The 14,415-nt window shown below is 62.0% G+C and carries 12 protein-coding genes; 10 read left to right on the forward strand and 2 right to left on the reverse strand.

Going from position 1 to position 14,415, the window contains the following annotated elements; all coding sequences use genetic code 11:
• Window positions 1-39: 39 nt before the first annotated feature.
• Window positions 40-804 (reverse strand): sugar transferase, encoded by a 765-nt coding sequence (locus LMTR21_RS33985; protein WP_065751903.1) that lies wholly within the window; start codon window positions 802-804, stop codon window positions 40-42.
• A gap of 534 nt (window positions 805-1,338) precedes the next feature.
• On the opposite strand from LMTR21_RS33985, the gene LMTR21_RS40450 reads away from it, so the two are divergent.
• The 10 genes from LMTR21_RS40450 to LMTR21_RS34030 all read left to right on the forward strand — a co-directional run bounded on the left by LMTR21_RS40450 (window position 1,339) and on the right by LMTR21_RS34030 (window position 13,103).
• Window positions 1,339-1,482 (forward strand): hypothetical protein, encoded by a 144-nt coding sequence (locus tag LMTR21_RS40450; protein ID WP_187399260.1) that lies wholly within the window; start codon window positions 1,339-1,341, stop codon window positions 1,480-1,482.
• Window positions 1,483-1,545: 63 nt separating this feature from the next.
• Window positions 1,546-2,280, forward strand: coding sequence for a metallophosphoesterase (locus LMTR21_RS33990; RefSeq protein ID WP_065751904.1), 735 nt, complete (start codon window positions 1,546-1,548; stop codon window positions 2,278-2,280).
• Between the two features lie 150 nt (window positions 2,281-2,430).
• A complete protein-coding gene (locus tag LMTR21_RS33995; RefSeq protein WP_065751905.1) occupies window positions 2,431-3,021 on the forward strand; it encodes a polysaccharide biosynthesis/export family protein in 591 nt (196 codons plus the stop codon).
• Between the two features lie 368 nt (window positions 3,022-3,389).
• Entirely contained in the window at window positions 3,390-4,745 is a 1,356-nt protein-coding gene (locus tag LMTR21_RS34000; protein WP_065751906.1) for an outer membrane beta-barrel protein, read from the forward strand.
• On the forward strand, window positions 4,726-7,038 hold the full coding sequence (locus tag LMTR21_RS34005) for an AAA family ATPase (protein WP_065751907.1): 2,313 nt from the start codon (window positions 4,726-4,728) through the stop codon (window positions 7,036-7,038). Before LMTR21_RS34000 ends, LMTR21_RS34005 begins: the two co-directional genes overlap by 20 nt.
• Window positions 7,039-7,079: 41 nt before the next feature.
• The gene (locus LMTR21_RS34010) at window positions 7,080-8,432 is read left to right on the forward strand and encodes a VpsF family polysaccharide biosynthesis protein (protein ID WP_065751908.1); all 1,353 of its coding nucleotides are present in this window, start codon (window positions 7,080-7,082) and stop codon (window positions 8,430-8,432) included.
• 18 nt (window positions 8,433-8,450) lie between these two features.
• Window positions 8,451-9,524, forward strand: a complete 1,074-nt coding sequence (locus LMTR21_RS34015; protein WP_065751909.1) for a glycosyltransferase — start codon at window positions 8,451-8,453, stop codon at window positions 9,522-9,524.
• Window positions 9,517-10,614, forward strand: a complete 1,098-nt coding sequence (locus LMTR21_RS34020; RefSeq protein WP_065751910.1) for an acyltransferase family protein — start codon at window positions 9,517-9,519, stop codon at window positions 10,612-10,614. Before LMTR21_RS34015 ends, LMTR21_RS34020 begins: the two co-directional genes overlap by 8 nt.
• Window positions 10,611-11,660, forward strand: a complete 1,050-nt coding sequence (locus tag LMTR21_RS34025) for an acyltransferase family protein (protein ID WP_246174773.1) — start codon at window positions 10,611-10,613, stop codon at window positions 11,658-11,660. Before LMTR21_RS34020 ends, LMTR21_RS34025 begins: the two co-directional genes overlap by 4 nt.
• 3 nt (window positions 11,661-11,663) lie before the next feature.
• Window positions 11,664-13,103: a lipopolysaccharide biosynthesis protein gene (locus tag LMTR21_RS34030; RefSeq protein WP_065751911.1), complete on the forward strand. Its 1,440-nt coding sequence runs from the start codon at window positions 11,664-11,666 to the stop codon at window positions 13,101-13,103.
• A 21-nt stretch (window positions 13,104-13,124) separates the two neighbouring features.
• Here LMTR21_RS34030 and LMTR21_RS34035 read toward each other — a convergent pair whose 3' ends face one another.
• Complete coding sequence (locus LMTR21_RS34035) at window positions 13,125-14,225, reverse strand: endo-1,4-beta-xylanase (protein WP_065751912.1); 1,101 nt, start codon at window positions 14,223-14,225, stop codon at window positions 13,125-13,127.
• Window positions 14,226-14,415: the final 190 nt, after the last annotated feature.

Below are 14,415 nucleotides of genomic sequence, written 5' to 3' on the forward strand. Positions count from 1 at the left end.
GCCATTGCCTGGTCCTTCGATGTTTTGAGTGACGGGTGGTCAGTATCCGCTGCCCGACAGGAATTCCTTCCGGATCGTGCGGATGATGATCATGATGTCCATGCGCAGCGACCACCTCTCGATGTAATCGAGATCGTAATCGATCCGCGAAACCGCGGGCTCGAACTCGGCTGTGCTTCCCCTGCAGCCGCTGACCTGCGCGAGCCCGGTGATACCCGGCCGCGCCGTATGCCGTTGAAAATAATAGGGCACGAGGTCTTCGTAAGGCAGATCCGCCGCCAACATTCCCGGCACATGCGGCCGCGGCCCGACCAGCGACATGTCACCCTTGAGGACGTTGATGAGCTGCGGAATTTCGTCGAGGCTGGTCTTTCGCAGAATTCTTCCCACCGCCGTCACGCGCGCGTCGCCCTGCACGGTCTGCCTGACGCCGCGCACGTCGCCCGCGTCGTTGCGCATCGTGCGGAACTTGTAGATCTTGAAGCGGCGGTTACGATAACCGTAGCGATATTGAAAGAACAGCACCGGGCCCCGCGACGTCACCTTGATCGCCACGGCGATCGCAATCAGGAGCGGCGCGAAGAACAGCAGTGCACCGCCTGCCGCCGTAATATCGAAGATGCGCTTTGCGACCGAGGACGACGGCTCGATCCGCGCGCTCCTGCGAGAGCGCCGGCCGGCTCGATACGTGCCACGCGCACCGCCGCCGGCAAACTCGACCGGACGGACCGATATCTGGGTTCGCTCTCTTCGAATCGGCGTGACGTTATTCCGATCGAAGCTCGCTGTCACAATGGAGGCCACTGTGTCTCCTCTCTGCGGGAACCGAATTGAGATCAAGTACGTCGCGCGCTCGACAACGAGCGTGACGATTTCGCAGCAGCGAATGTTCGCACTTCGCGGTCGCTAACACTTTCCAGAATCTTGAGCGAAATTTGGCGCGAATGCGAAAGCGACGCACACAATGACGGAACTGAATCGTTAATGAAGTTTGTGCGACGCGATATTCCGGTTTGTTCGGAGACGCTTAGTGTCGATTTGCCTGGTTAATGAGCTGCGTGTCGCTTGACGCTGCTATGCATATTCAAAAATCCCGGAACAAATTCCACCTCTTCGATTCTCGACATTCAATCGAGCTCGGCATTACTGCGCGGGCAACAATTCGCCGTCACGTCGTTGTTTTGAACGAGATTGTTCATCGAAAGCCAAAGCGATCGGCCACAGCCTGTCGAAAGACAGTGATGAGGCGCACGGTGATCGCCAAGCTTCGGGGAGGAAACAGAGACGGCAGCGATTCGCCAGCCGTCCACTTCGCGGAACAGTTCCGGGGAGGCGCCCATGATGGCCGAACATCTGCATAGCCGCGCGCTGGTGCAACACGACAGACTGTTGCCCGACCGCAAACTCAGAAACCGCATCATCATCGGGAACACGATTGCGTGGGTGACGATCGCGATTCTTATTCGTCTGATCTTCTTCTAGAAGTATCGACGCACAGAGTCGTGGATTGACCGTCGCCCGGTTCCATGATCGACATCTCGCATCATGCACCGACCATTCGTGGCACCTTCGCGCTCCGTATCCGCTTCAGCGCCAGCCGGCACACGCATCTATGCGGTCGGCGACGTCCACGGCCGGGCCGATCTGTTGAGCGAGATCACCGCACGAATCGACAACGACATAAGGCGCAGGCCGATCGCACATACAATTGAAGTCTATCTCGGCGATTACATCGATCGTGGGCCGGACTCCAGGACGGTGCTCGATCTGCTCGCAGTGCGACTCGTTGTCCATCGCGCGGTGTGTCTCCGAGGCAACCACGAAGCTGTGATGGAAGGGTTCCTTCAGGACCCGGCGATCTTGCCGTACTGGCTGCAATTGGGCGGCAGGCAAACGCTTGCATCCTATGGCATCGAGCTGCGCGACGAGAACGAGACAGCCATCAACCTGCATCGCCACTTTGTTGACGCGTTTCCCCGTGCACACGAATTGGTCATGCGATGCTTGCGTAATCAGTTCAGTTGCGGCGATTTCTTGTTCGTGCACGCCGGCATTCGCCCTGACGTTCCGATCGAGCATCAGGATCCCAATGATCTGATTTGGATTCGTGATGAGTTCCTCGGCTCGACGCAGAGTCACGAACGGTTCATCGTGCACGGTCATACGCCGGTGCCGCATCCAGATATCAGGCACAATCGAATCAACATCGACACCGCCGCATGGCGCACAGGAACTCTGACGTGTGTCGCGATCGAAGGATCGACGATCCTCTTCTTGTAATCGCTGTACACTCTTTGTGATCGCTGCACACTCTATGATGCTGAAGTGACTCGTTCACCAAGTGGGACGGAACTCTCGCCTTCACATTCTTTCGCCGTTTTTGCTTCTCAATGATCGCAAGCTGTTACGTGCACTCATGGAGATGCAGCCATGCAGCAACGGTCGCCCAGCGCCGGACTGACGCTTCCCCTTCTCTTCGTCCTTGCGATCGCCGGCATCAGTGCCGGTCTTTCGGTTCAGGCTTCAGCACAAACGTCGCCATCCGCATCGTCATCGTCCGCGGACGGTTACGTTCTCGGTCCGAACGACCGAATCAGACTCAAGGTGTATGGAGAATCTGACATCACGGGCGAGTATGAAATCAGCAATAGCGGTCAGGTCTCGATTCCACTCGCCGGCCATATCAAGGCCGCAGGCGCGACGACGCGGCAACTCGAAAAATTGATCGCATCCGCGCTTGCAAAAGGAATCGTGCGTGATCCCCGTGTCAACGTCGAGATCGCGCAGTATCGCCCGTATTACATTCTCGGCGAAGTGAAGAAGAGCGGGGAGTATCCCTACCGCAATGGCTTGACGGTGATGGATGCCGTCGCGAGCGCCGGCGGATTCACCTATCGCGCCAACGAGAACAAGGTCTTTCTGCGCCGTGCAGGCGCCGGCGCAGAACAGACATATCCTCTCGATGCCCCCGTTCCGGTCTATCCGGGCGACAACATTCGAATTCCGGAGCGCTACTTCTAGCAATCCACGGATCCGCAGATGAAGTGAATGCCGCTCGCGAGCGGATGACAGCGTTCGTGTTGCGCTGTCATCACAGATTTTTTGCACGTGCGAAAAATTTTGCAACGCGGGGAAACTTTTCCGGCAAAGCGCGTTGCAGGCGTGCGCATCACTTTCAATCTCACAATTCGCAACCCTGCGCCCGCGTACCGAGTATGAGGCCTGCCGTTCTTATGCGCAGTCGACGATCAATATTTGAGCGATGGGCCTCGCCCAATATGTGTTCGCCGCCTTCGCGTTCCCGCAAGGGATGGGTGATGGGACCAGAGTGTGCATCCGCGTCGTCGAATGCGTCCAAAGAAGGCGGAGAGCGATTCCGTTCCATCCGCATGCTCGATCTATCCCGCATCAGCCTCTTGCCCGCGCCGGCGGCTGCCATCCTGCTCGGCCTTGGCTCGACGGCGAATGCACAGGCCATCCCGTGGACCAGCGGGGAATTCGCCTCGCCCTGGAACGCGACGAAAATCTTTGAGCCGTCATCGCTCCCGGACAGAACCGATCCGGAGACCCGCGAAGAGATTCCGCCTGAGGACATGCCGGTGAAGAAGCGACAGCAACCTGGCTACGAACCCATCGGCATTCGCTCCGGTTCCTGGATGTTCAACCCGTCGCTAACCGCCGGCACTTTTTACGACAGCAACGTCTTTGCCTCGAACACCAACCAACGTTCCGACATCGCAGCGGTGATCGAGCCGACCCTGCGCGCGCACTCCTTGTGGAGACGGCATGGCGTCGATCTGAAGCTGGACGCGCAGCAGACGAATTATAGCCAGAATTCGAGCCTGAATCAGACCAATGCGAGCCTGAAGGGCAACGGCTGGCTGGACATCACCAAAGACACGATGCTGCTGGGCAGCTTTCAGATCGCGCATCTGAACGAGGGCGTCGGCACGCTCACCTCGCCAGCCAACGCCATATCGCCGACACCATATAATCTGATGTCCGGCGACGTCACGCTGCGCAAGGAGTTCAACCGTCTGACGACATCGGTCGGCTTCCGCACCGATTCCTACGACTACGGATCGACGCGCGCGCAGGACGGCACCGTCATCAACCAGGATGCCCGCGACGGGCAGATCTACTCCCTGCACAGCCGGATCGACTATGCGATCTCTTCCACGCTCGGCTGGTTCGGCGGCGTGGAAGGCAATCAGCGCGACATCAGGGGAACACCCGGTCACACCCTGGACTCGCAAGGCTATCGCGCGCTGTCCGGCGTCACCATCGGACTGAGCAATCTGGTCACCGGCGAATTCGGCGCCGGCTATGTTCAACAGCGTTTCGACGATCCGTCGATCGGAAACATCGAGGGCCCCTCCTACCGCGCGCGGCTGACATGGCGTCCGACGCGCCTGCTCGACGTGCATTTCAATGCCGAACAGCTCGTCACGCAAACTACCGATACCAGTGCCACCGGCGTGCTGGCGAATGCGGTTCAGCTCGGCCTCGACTACGAACTGCGGCGCAACGTCATCGTGTCGCTCGCGGGCGGCTACGAGAACGACAAATTCTTCGGCCAGCTCCGCAAGGACAACGTGCTGACATCGGACACGCGCGTCAAATACCTCGTCAACCGCTTCGCGGCCGTTTCCGCCTACTACCGCTACACCAAGCGCGACAGCGACGTTCCGGTCTTCACCTTCGACAAACACCTGGTGGGAATGAATGTTACAGCGCAATTCTGACCTGCCCTATGTGATCCCCGACGAGCCTCCGGCCCGTCCGGCCGAAAGCCGGCAGTATCCGACCGTCGATCTGCGCGAGATGGGCCGCATCCTGCGCCGCCGCTACAAGATGGTGGCGCTGCCGGCCGTCGCCCTGCTCAGTCTGGCAGCGGTCTACCTGGTATTCGCCACCACTCTATATACGGCGACCTCGACCGTGCTGGTCGATCCGCGCCGCGCCAATGTGGTCGAGACAAATCAGTCCGTGCTGTCGAACTTCGGCACCGACGACGCGACCATCGAAAGCCAGACGCTGCTGATCCAGTCGGTCGCCATCCTGACGCGCGTCGTCGGCAAGCTGAAGCTGACGGAAGACGAGGAGTTCACGCCAAAGCCCGGCCTGCTCGATCCGATCAAGAACCTGTTCCGCAGCAGCGGGCCGAGCGACGGTGCCAGCCCGGAGGACGCCGCCAAGTCACGATCGGTCGATATCCTTCAGAAGCGGATGAAAGTGACGCGGCAGGGCACCACCTTCCTCGTCGACATCGCCGTTAGTTCGCGATCACCACAAAAGGCCGCCACCATCGCCAACGCGATCGCGGACGCCTATTTCGACGAACAGGTTCGCGCCAAATACGACGCCACGCGCATTGCGGCGACGTGGCTCAATGGACAGATCGATGATTTGAAGTCCAGAGTCGTCGTCTCCGAAAAGGCTGTCGAGGATTTTCGTTCTGCCAACAATCTGATGGTCTCGCAGGGCGTCACGCTCAACGATCAGCAGATCACCGACCTCAACGGCAAGCTGATCGCCGCCCGCGCGCAAACGGCGGAAGCGCGAGCCAAATACGAACAGGTTCAGGACATCGCGAAGTCGGGCGGCGATCCCGGCGGCATCAACGCGGCGATTTCCTCGGAAATGATCACGAAGCTGCGGACCCAGTACGCCGACATCGCCAAGAACGAAGCCGACCTCTCGAGCAAATATGGCGCGCGTCATCCTTCCGTCGCCAATGTCCGGGCGCAGCGGCGCGACACGCAAAGACTCATCAACGAGGAAATCAAGCGAGTACTAGAGAGCACGAAGCACGATTATGACGTGGCGCGTTCGCGCGAAGCGTCGCTGCAGCAGAGCCTCGACCAGCTCCAGGGCGTCTCCACTTCCTCGGGGCAGGCCCAGGTTCGTTTGCGCGAGCTGCAACGCGAGGCCGAAGCCAACCGCACACAATATGAGTCCTATCTCGCACGCTCCAAGGAGACGACCGCGCAAGAGAGCCTGGAGATGCCGGATTCCCGGATCGTGACCAAGGCCAGCATTCCGATCAGGCCTTCATCGCCCAAGACAATGCTGATCCTCGGCCTCGCCGTGATGCTCGGCCTCGGCGCCGGCAGCGTGCTGGCATTTCTCGCCGACTATCTCGACGACCGCGTGAAGACGCTCGAACGGGCCGAAGCCATCGCGGGCGTGCCTGCCCTTGCGGCGGTTCCGTTGATCGGCGCGCGCGAGCTTGCCGGTCTTGCCCGGCGCGGACGAAAAGAACTCGGCCGCTATGATCCGAAGACCACCAAGCTCCTGCCGGCGCCGCTGCAGCCGCCCCTGACCCGCTACGCAATCGACGAGCCCGGCACATTCTTCGCGGAAGCGATCCGGGCGGTTCGCCTGGCGCTGCAACGGACGATGCGATCGCAGCCGGTGAAGGTCGTGCAGGTCACCTCCGCGCTCGACAGCGAAGGCAAGACCACGCTGGCCATCAACCTGGCGCAGTCGCTGGCCACGCTCGGCATCCGAACGCTTCTCATCGATGGCGACCTCCGCAACCCGCAGGTGACCCGCGCACTTTGTCCGCGCGCCGATGCCGGACTGCTGGAAGTCGCGATCGGCCGGGCCGCACCGGAGCAGGCCGTGCTGGTGGATCACAGCACCGGACTGTCGGTGCTGCCGTCAACCAAGATCCAGCAGGTCGAATACATCACGGAGCTGATGTTCTCCGACCGGATCGTCGATGTGCTCGACTACTTCCGCCACCGTTACGAATTGATCGTGATCGACTCGCCGCCGCTGGTGCCCCTGGTCGATGGCCGCGCGCTCGCCGAGTTGGCCGATCGAATCGTTGTGGCGACGGCATGGGATCAGACGCCCGGTGAGGTGCTGTCCCATGCCATGGACCTGCTGTCGCCGGTCAGCGACCGGGTCATGGGGACGGTATTGACCCGCGTCGATCTCAGCCGCCTGCAGTTCTACGACTATTACCGCAGCTCGGCCTATCTCAAGCCGTACGGCACCGCAGGCCTCCATGCCGGAGCGGCGCGGTGAGAGTGCGTCGACCGTTGAACGGATCGGCAGGCGTCGCGCACATGCGCCGCCGTCCCCTTGTATTGGACGCGGTACGGCCGGCCCATACGCCTGGGCGCGCCACGAATGCCGATGCGTTCATTGAACGGATCGCGACCGGCCTAATGCTGCTGGCCGTCATTGCGACCTTCACGCTCTCGTCCTCCGTCCTGACCACCTGGAAAATCCACTATCTGACGGCGGGCGGAAACTTTTACGAAAAGCTGCATCCGGCGACCTATTTCACGGTGCTCGCGTTCTCGCTGTTGCTGATGCGCAGCCGCGGCCCGGTTGGCGAGCTCAACCGGATACTTTCCGAATCGAAGCTGCTGCTGGCGTATTTGCTGTGCTGGCTTTTTCTGCTGGTCCAGGTGATCGTGCTCGAGCGCCCCTTCACGGTCATCATCGACACGTTCCTGCTGCCGATCCTGATCGCGATGGTGATGTGGCAACTATCGCCTGCGCAACGGCGCCCGCTGGTCTGGGCCATTCACTTCACGATCCTGCTGAACGTCGTGCTCGGATACTATGAGTATTTCTCCGGCCACCGTCTGATCCCGCTGACGCTCGGCGATGTCGTGGTGATGGGAGAATGGCGCTCCGCGGCGCTGCTCGGCCATCCGCTGACAGCATCCGGCATCGTCGGCGCCTACGTGCTCGCGCTGGTGCTTCGTCCGGCGATCTGTCCGCCGATTCTGCTGCAGCTGCCGCTGATCGCATTCTGCCTGGCGTCGCTGATGGCGTTCGGCGGCCGAACCTCGCTGGTCACCGTGCTGGCGGTCATCGGACTGCTCGGCGGCTTCGAGGCACTCCGCCTGATGCGGGGAAAGCGAACGCAGCTTCCTGCAGCCATTCTCGCCATCTGCGTGCTGTTTGCGGCCGGCGCCATCGTGTTCGCCGCGCTCGACCTCGGCATTTTCGACAAGATGCTGCTGCGCTTCTCTTCCGACAAGGGCAGCACGCTGGCGCGCTACGCCACCTTCAGCCTGCTCTCGCATTTCGACTGGAATGAACTGATCCTCGGCCCCAACCCGGTTCGGGTGAACGCGCTGCAGTCGCAACTCGGCCTCAACTACGGCATCGAAAACTTCTGGATTTCATCCGTCGTTCAGTTCGGCCTCATCCATACCATCCTGCTGACGATCGGCCTGGTCTGCTTCTTCGTCGACGTGCTGCGCCGTTCGAGTCCGGCGGCATGGGCCATCATGCTGCTGATCGTCATCATCGCGGCGAGTTCGGTGAGCTTCTCGTCGAAGAACATTCAGCTCGCGCAGTTCGTGATCCTCATTTCGGTCTTGCTGCCGCGCACGCAGCGGCGCGTCGCCGCGCCCTCGCAAATTCGCCCGCATGTCACCTACCGGTCCGTTGCGGCATAACTTTGGGATTCTCTTCGCATGGCTATCTATATCGACAACACCCATCTCGGACGCCACGTCACCGGCCTGGAACGCATTACGTTGGAGCTGTTCTCCGCTAAAGCGCTTGCGCCGCTCGATGTCGTTCCGGTGACGGCGCAGGGGCTTCGCCAGATGCTGACGACGCAGACGCTGGGCTTGCCGATGCGGCTGGCCGCGTCGTCCTCCATCCTGCTCTGCCCCGGCTTTCCGCCCAGCCCGCTGCTGCGGCCCTTTGCTTCCCGCGTGCTGCCCTATATCCACGACGACTTCCTGATCACGCGGCGCGCAGAGCTGAATATGCGGGCGCGGCTCTACATGGCCGGCCCCTTCAAGCTCGCGCTGCGCCACTATCCGCGCTTTCTGGCGAATTCCGGCGACACAAGGCGTAAGCTCGCCGCGCATTGCCGGTCGGATGCCGAGGTGACGCTCTATCGGCCTGCGGTGCGTAACGTGTTTGGGCTCGACCCGGGTCAACGCAGCGAACGAAGCGCGGAGCCCCAGCCACTTCGGTTGATCGCGCTGGGGACGGTGGAGCCGCGCAAGAATTTTGCAGCGGCGGCAAAAATCCTCGAGGCCCTGCGCATGCAGGGGTTTCCTGATGCCACGCTGGATATCGTCGGAAGGCCGGGATGGGGTAACGACTGGCAGGCGCTAGAGCAGCAACCGGGCGTGACGCTGCACGGATATCAGTCCGCCGAGCGGGTTAATCAACTGCTTGACGCCGCGGACCTCTTCATCTGCACATCCCATGACGAAGGCCTGGGATTGCCGCTGCTGGAGGCGCAGTACGCCGGGCTGCCGATCGTCGCGCCCGATGCCGCGATCTTCCGCGAAGTGCTCGGCGAGTCCGGCATCTACATCGATACCGCCGATCCCGCCTCTGCCGCCACGCGGATTGCGGCTGCGCTCTGGAACGAGAATTGGCGCGCCCGATACGTGGCTGACGCTGCAAGAAATCTGGCGCGCTGGAACGATCTGGCCCGCGGCGACCGCGAAAACGTCATCAGCCTGATCGCCCGCCTTGCTCACCTTCAGGGAAACGCTGCTCCGGAGTACCGCCGCCTTGCATGACACCAGCGCCACAAGGCACCAGGACGGGTTACGGATCATCGCGGCCAGCGCCGTGGTGATCCTTCACTATTCCGACTACTTCAAGGACGTGCCCGTCGGCCACTTCATGGTCGCCCACACCTGGCATTTCAATCTGTTCGTGGATCTGTTCTTTGTGGTCTCCGGCTTCGTCATCGCACGCCAGTATTTCGGCCGCGTCGACGACGCTGCATCGATCGGCCGCTTCCTCTGGCGTCGTCTCGCCCGCATCTATCCGCTGCATCTCGCCACCCTCGCCTTCTATGTGGCGCTTGCCGGCGCGCTTCATTTCGGCGCCGCGCGGACGGACAACCCTGCCCGCTATCCGCTTTCCGACCTGCCTGCACAATTTTTGCTGCTTCACGCCTTCATCGGCGAGCGCCTGACGTTCAACTTCCCGAGTTGGTCGCTCTCGGCGGAAATGTTCTGCTATCTGCTGTTCCCGGCCGTCGCGCTGATCGCTCAGCGCCGCAAGGAGGCGGTCATTGCGCTCGTGGTCTTCGCCGCACTCGCCAACTCCCTTTGGGTGGTGGCCGCAGGGACGACACCATGGGTCGACTGGATCAATCAAGGCGGCGGCTTCCGGGCGTTGCCCGCCTTCAGCCTCGGCGTCGCCTGCTATCTGTTTCGCGACCGGATCGCACGCTGGCCCACAATTCCAGGCGCACTCGCCGCATCGTTGACGGCGTTTATCGTGCTCGGCTCGTGGCTGCCGACGATGACCGCGCTGCTCGCGATCTACGCCATCGCACTGCTGGCCATCCAAGTGGACTGCGCCGGGCGCGACACGTTGCTGTCGCGGCTCGGCTTCGATCGCTGGTCGCCGCTGACCTATTCCTGCTACATGCTGCACATCCCGGTTGCGACCGTCATCATCACCTTCGGATCGCGGCTGCTTTCACTGTCGCCACCTGAACGTCTGATTCTGGCGCCGGTGGCGATCGTCGTTCTCGCCATCGCGAGCGTCATCTCGCTGCGCACGTTCGAAACGCCGCTGCGACGATATCTGACCGAGGCTTACGACCGCCGCGCCATCGGGCGTGCGGTGTCACGGCAGGAGAGCGCGCGATGACGGTCGTCGAGCGCCTGCCGGCAACTCCGGCATCCCTGAGCGTCACGCATGCACCGGCTAAAGCCCGCGACGGCGTCGTCGACACCATGCGCGGCATCGCCATTTTGATGGTGATCGGAATTCATTCGCTGCCGCAGCCGCTCGACGTGACCTGGGCAAAATCCCTCGACGCGGCGCTGCGGCCCTGCGTGCCGGTGTTCCTGTTCGTATCAGGATATCTGACGGCGCTCTCCGGCCGCGTGCCGCTGGCGAAGCGGCTAAGGGCGGCCCTGATCCCTTACGCGATCGCGTTCGTCGCCGCCTATGCCTACATGGCGCTGCATAACCCGGCGATGGATCATCGCATCGGCACGACGCTCGCCCGGTTCGCTCTCGGATACGTGTTCGTCTACTATTATGTCTTCGTCTACGTCTGCTGCATGCTCGGCCTGTGGCTCATCTTTGCGACCGGCGGCGGTGGACCCGCATCAAGGCAACGCCTCGCGGCGCTGTTGTTGCTCTCGATCGGCTGCGGCTTGCTGGCCGGCAGCTATCTCGATCCGGCCATGTCCAGGCTCGGCGCCTCGGAGGCATTGCTCGACGAAGTCCGCATGCGCGACATTCCGTTCTGGTTCTCCTTTGTCGCGCTCGGCGCGCTGACCGCAATGTTTGCAGACCTCACCGATCAGGGCGTGCGCCGCTTGCTGCTTGGCGCCATGCTGGCGGCGTACGTGTTCTATGCCGCCGTGCGCATCTTCAACCTCGGCGACGCCGCCACGTACGATTCGGTCGCCTTCTTCCTCTATGCGGCCCTGTTCTGCGTTGCGCTGTTCGCCATCCAGCCGAAATCGCCGCTGCTCGGGTGGATCGGCTCGGGCAGCTACTTCATCTATCTCTGGCACATCTTCGTCGTCATGGCGCTGCGCGATCACGGCGGGCTGCGCCAGTTCGGCGGTATCGCCGGCTTTGCCGTTACCTGGGGCGTGACCGCTTTTGTTAGCACCGCCGCGCTGCTGACGGTGAGGCAACTGGCCTCACCCCGAATCTGCCGCTGGCTGGGGGCTTAAGAGATGCTCCTCAAGCACACCCTGCTCTATCTGCCCGCGCAATTCGTCGGACCGCTGTTCCAGCTTCTGGCGATGATCGTATGGACGCATGTTGTCGATGAGCACACGCTCGGCGTCATCACGCTGATCACGGCCACGCATGAATTGCTGCAGATCGGCTTCCTCGCCTGGTGGTCGCAATATGCGCTGCGTTTCCTCGGACGGTACCAGGACGCGGGCGACGGGCCCCGTTTCTACCGCACCGAAAGCGCGGTGCTGCTCGCGTCCGTGGTTCTGCAGAGCGCGGCCGTGGTCGGAATTCTGCTTCTGGTCATCGCGCCCGGCGCCGGAACGGGGCTTCTGCTCGCTACCATCGCCTATGTGATCACCCGATCGCTCAATCTCTACATCGGTGAACGCGCCCGCGCGCGGCAGCAGATCCGGGTCTATACGATCCAGCAGGTATTCGGACCATCCGTCGGATTTATCATGGGCCTGGTGTTGATCAAGCTGATCGGCCAATCGCCGGAATGGCCGCTGGCCGGCTACGCGCTGGCGCAACTGATTGCCGCACTCATCGTCCTTCCGTGGATCGGCTGGAGCCCTCGCCTGTGGCCGATCGACCGGGAGATCGTGGTCCACGCCCTGCGCTATGGCCTTCCCCTGATTATCGGCGGCGCGCTCGGCTGGGTCGGCCTCAATGCGTCGCGCTTCATCATCAGCCAATTCTCGGGCGTGGCCGCGGCGGGCCTATTCGCGGTCGGCTATGGCCTCGGCCAGCGGGCCGCTGCCGTTGCGGCCATGCTGGTGACCGCGGCCGCTTTCCCGCTGGCGGTGAAAAGCATCGAGCAGGGTGGCAATCAGGCCGGCATGCGCCAGCTTGCCACCAACAGCGCACTCCTTATCGCAATCCTGGCGCCAAGCCTTGCCGGCATCATCATGCTGCGAGCGGAGATCGTGCATCTCCTGATCGCAGCGCCGTTCCAGGCGGTGACGCTCGCCATCCTGCCGCTCTCTATCCTCGCCGGCGCGATCCGCAATTTTCGCGCTCATTTCGGCGACCAGGTCTTTCTGCTGCAAAATCGCACGCGCTGGATGATGGCGATTGCCGCGATCGACGCGTCGACGACTGTGGTGCTGAGCGCCCTGTTTCTGCCCGTCTGGGGATTGACCGGCGTCGCCGGCGCCACGGTGCTGGCGGCGCTCGCCGCCGCCATCGTCAGCTTTTCGATCGGCTTTACCAAATTCGGCCTGCGGCTTCCGGTCAACCATCTCCTGCGCATCGCATTGGCGACAATTGCGATGGCCGCCTTGCTGCGGATATTCCCGGAGGCCCGCTCGCTTGCCGTGCTGGCGGCACATGTCGCGGCAGGCGCCGCCGCCTATTTCGGCGCGCTTGCCTTGCTCTACGCGCCGTCGCTCATGCGAATGCTCCGCCCACGCCCCCAGCATTCGGGGGCATGAGCGCATCCGACACATCCGCGGCTACGACTTCCTTGTATTCTCGAACGCGCGCGCCATCGCATACCACAGCGGCTTCTTCTGCATCGATGAATCGAACGGCAGGGGCCGCGGCAGCCGTTGCGCGAGAGGATCCTTTTTCTTCGCCGCATCGGTATAGAACGAGTAATTGTCGGCCAGTTCCCACGCGATCACCATCTTGACCGCCGGAACGCGCAGCGCGTTGTTCAGGTACTTCTCGGCGGTCTCCGCAATCATGGCGTCGCGCGCCGCGATGTCGTCCGGAAACGTATCGTCGCGCACGTCGAATTCGGTCAGGTAGATCTCGACGCCACGTTCGGCAAGCGCGTGCAGGAATTCGGCAAAGCGTCCGGGGTCATGCGGATAGCGCGGCTGCAGGTGACTTTGCAGTCCGACGGCATGCAGCGGCACGCCGGCATGCTTCAGCTCGTCGACCAGTTGCAGCAGGCCTTTGCGAACCGTGAGGCCGACATCATCGTCGCGCTCGCTCTGCGCCTCATTCAGAACCAGTTTTGTCTTGCGGTCGACCACCGCCACACGCTCGAAGGCGCGGCGCACATAGCCGGTTCCGAACGTGTCGTACCATGGGCCGAGCCGGTAACCGCCGGGCGCCTTGTGCCCGGGCCAGAACGGCTCATTGACGACGTCCCATGAGTGCAGCTTGCCGACATAGCGGGCGGCCACCTCCTCGATATAGGAATCGAAGAACTTCTCGCGCTCCGCGCTGCTCATGCTCTTGATCCACTGCGGAACCCATTCGTTCCAGATAAGGCAGTGGCCGCGCATCGGAATGTTGTTGCCTGCACAGAATTGCAGCAGACGATCCGCACTCTCGAATCGTTTCGGCCCCGGTTGGGGCGCGATGGTTCCCATCTTCATCGCGATATCCGTCGTAACGATGCGCGTCTGCGTCTGGTACAGCTCGCGATAGGCACGATCCTTGTCGATCACGGGACCAGCAGCTGCGCCGAACACAATGCCGTTACGAGCTGCGATAGCGCCGAGACTCTGCGCGGACTGCGCGGCGAGTGCGTTCCTCCCGTAAGAAGCAACACCTGCTCCTGCGATGAGAGCGAGCGCATTTCGCCTCGACCACTGCTGCATAGCTGATCTCCATGATGTGAATGCTTCGCCGCCATGTCTCTTCGTCCGCAACGCGGCGCCGCCATCGTTGCGTCGCATTAGTTCGATTTCGTGACGAATGCCGGTCGAGAAAAATTTTCGGCGCGCAGTTCCAGTTGCGATGCGCATGTCGATTAGTCCCCGCCACTTGCGTCTCTCGATCACATCATCA

Source organism: Bradyrhizobium paxllaeri (genome assembly GCF_001693515.2).
GTDB classification, from domain to species: Bacteria; Pseudomonadota; Alphaproteobacteria; order Rhizobiales; family Xanthobacteraceae; genus Bradyrhizobium; species Bradyrhizobium paxllaeri.

Bases quoted from the DNA above. Each gene is read 5' to 3' on its own strand.
- LMTR21_RS40450 (WP_187399260.1), top strand. From the start codon at position 1,339: ATGATGGCCGAACATCTGCATAGCCGCGCGCTGGTGCAACACGACAGA.
- LMTR21_RS33990 (WP_065751904.1), top strand. From the start codon at position 1,546: ATGCACCGACCATTCGTGGCACCTTCGCGCTCCGTATCCGCTTCAGCG.
- LMTR21_RS33995 (WP_065751905.1), top strand. From the start codon at position 2,431: ATGCAGCAACGGTCGCCCAGCGCCGGACTGACGCTTCCCCTTCTCTTC.
- LMTR21_RS34000 (WP_065751906.1), top strand. From the start codon at position 3,390: ATGCTCGATCTATCCCGCATCAGCCTCTTGCCCGCGCCGGCGGCTGCC.
- LMTR21_RS34005 (WP_065751907.1), top strand. From the start codon at position 4,726: ATGTTACAGCGCAATTCTGACCTGCCCTATGTGATCCCCGACGAGCCT.
- LMTR21_RS34010 (WP_065751908.1), top strand. From the start codon at position 7,080: ATGCGCCGCCGTCCCCTTGTATTGGACGCGGTACGGCCGGCCCATACG.
- LMTR21_RS34015 (WP_065751909.1), top strand. From the start codon at position 8,451: ATGGCTATCTATATCGACAACACCCATCTCGGACGCCACGTCACCGGC.
- LMTR21_RS34025 (WP_246174773.1), top strand. From the start codon at position 10,611: ATGACGGTCGTCGAGCGCCTGCCGGCAACTCCGGCATCCCTGAGCGTC.
- LMTR21_RS34030 (WP_065751911.1), top strand. From the start codon at position 11,664: ATGCTCCTCAAGCACACCCTGCTCTATCTGCCCGCGCAATTCGTCGGA.
- LMTR21_RS34035 (WP_065751912.1), bottom strand. From the start codon at position 14,225: ATGCAGCAGTGGTCGAGGCGAAATGCGCTCGCTCTCATCGCAGGAGCA.